Annotated in this window: 2 protein-coding genes; both read left to right on the top strand. The window is 35.4% G+C overall.

What is annotated here, in order from left to right:
• The first annotated feature begins 72 nt into the window (after window positions 1–72).
• On the top strand, window positions 73–381 hold the full coding sequence (locus FCI53_RS21150; RefSeq protein ID WP_138420942.1) for a helix-turn-helix domain-containing protein: 309 nt from the start codon (window positions 73–75) through the stop codon (window positions 379–381).
• Window positions 357–1,238, top strand: coding sequence for an IS3 family transposase (locus FCI53_RS21145; RefSeq protein ID WP_138420941.1), 882 nt, complete (start codon window positions 357–359; stop codon window positions 1,236–1,238). The genes FCI53_RS21150 and FCI53_RS21145 overlap by 25 nt, the downstream gene beginning before the upstream one ends.
• Window positions 1,239–1,434: the final 196 nt, after the last annotated feature.

The following is a 1,434-nucleotide window of genomic DNA, read 5'->3' as shown; positions in this document are numbered from 1 at the left end:
TAGTCTGTACCCCTTATACTAGACACAAGAAAATTTCGACCTTTAAACTATTAGTGTAAGGGGAGATTCTTAATGACAACATCCAAAAAACATCAGCGTTATAGTAAGGAAATAAAACTAAAAGCAGTTCGACGAGTATTGGAAAATGATGAGCCAGTGAATGTAGTTGTTAAAGAATTAGGTATACGTAACAGAGATAATGTATATGAGTGGATAAAGAAGTATAGAAAGAATGGAGAATCAGGCTTTGACCGATCCATAGGACGTCCTAAGAAGGAGGAAATCTCAAAATCTACTGATGAAAGAGTTGACCAATTAAGGGTTGAAGTTGATGCTTTAAAAAAGTACTTAGAAATATTGCACCAAGGGGGGCACAAATAAAGTATCAAGTAATCGATCATCTTAGAAAAGAATACCCTGTCAAAATGCTATGTGATGCTCTAGATGTATCTAGAAGTGGTTACTATGATTACCAAAAACGCCCTAATAAAGATAAGGATATAGAGGAATTGATTTCCTACATTTATGATCAATATGAAGGTGTCTTGGGAGTGCGTGGAATAGAGATGCGTCTCCGTGAAGATTACTGCTGGAAAGTGAATCACAAAAAAGTACATCGTGTTATGAAGAAGCTTGAATTAAAAGCTATTATACGTAAGAAAAGAAGATACAAAAATCACCGTCAGAAGTCAGGCGGCATGAAATATGAAAATCTTTTAAAACAAGATTTCTATGCAGAGAACCCAATGGAAAAGCTTGTTACTGATGTGACGGAATTTAAGGTCAATCATACTACGCTATATTTATCATCCATTCTGGATTTATTTAATAACGAAATTATTAGCTATCAATTGAGTCAAGAAAACGATATCAAATTAGTTGAAGACACTATCCATGGAGCTTTTAAAAGAATAGGAACAGTTCATGGTGCCATCTTACACAGTGATCAGGGCATGCAATACCGTTCTAATAAATACTACGAATTAAGCAAAGAGTATAACTTTACTCCAAGTATGTCGAGGAAAGGAACATGCTTAGATAATGCCAGTGCGGAAGGTTTCTTTTCACACTTTAAGGCAGAAGCATTTCATTTATTTTCTTTTAAGACGGTTAAACAAGCTTATAAATCAGTGGATGAGTACATTAAATATTACAATAATCAAAGATACCAAAAGAGACTCAAAAGCATGTCTCCAGCTCAATACTTTAATCACTATTTTAATACAGCAGTGGCATAAACTAGACCAATTAATCCAACGTGCTTTACATGGAAAGAAGGGCAGGACGGCCTGCCCAGGTTTGCCAACTATTATTTTGCGGTTAACCTCGGCAAGTGCCCCATGTCCATAGAAGTTACAGATGTTTATAATAATAAGCCTGTTAAGCTTTATCTGTCGAATTTTGAAGTGTCCGAAAAATTGGGGATTGACCAAT

It is taken from the genome of Aquibacillus sediminis, from assembly GCF_005870085.1.
In the GTDB taxonomy this organism is placed as follows: Bacteria; Bacillota; Bacilli; order Bacillales; family Amphibacillaceae; genus Aquibacillus_E; species Aquibacillus_E sediminis.
The sequence above is the reverse complement of the archived record's forward strand: the minus strand, read 5'-3'. Positions and strand labels throughout refer to the sequence as shown.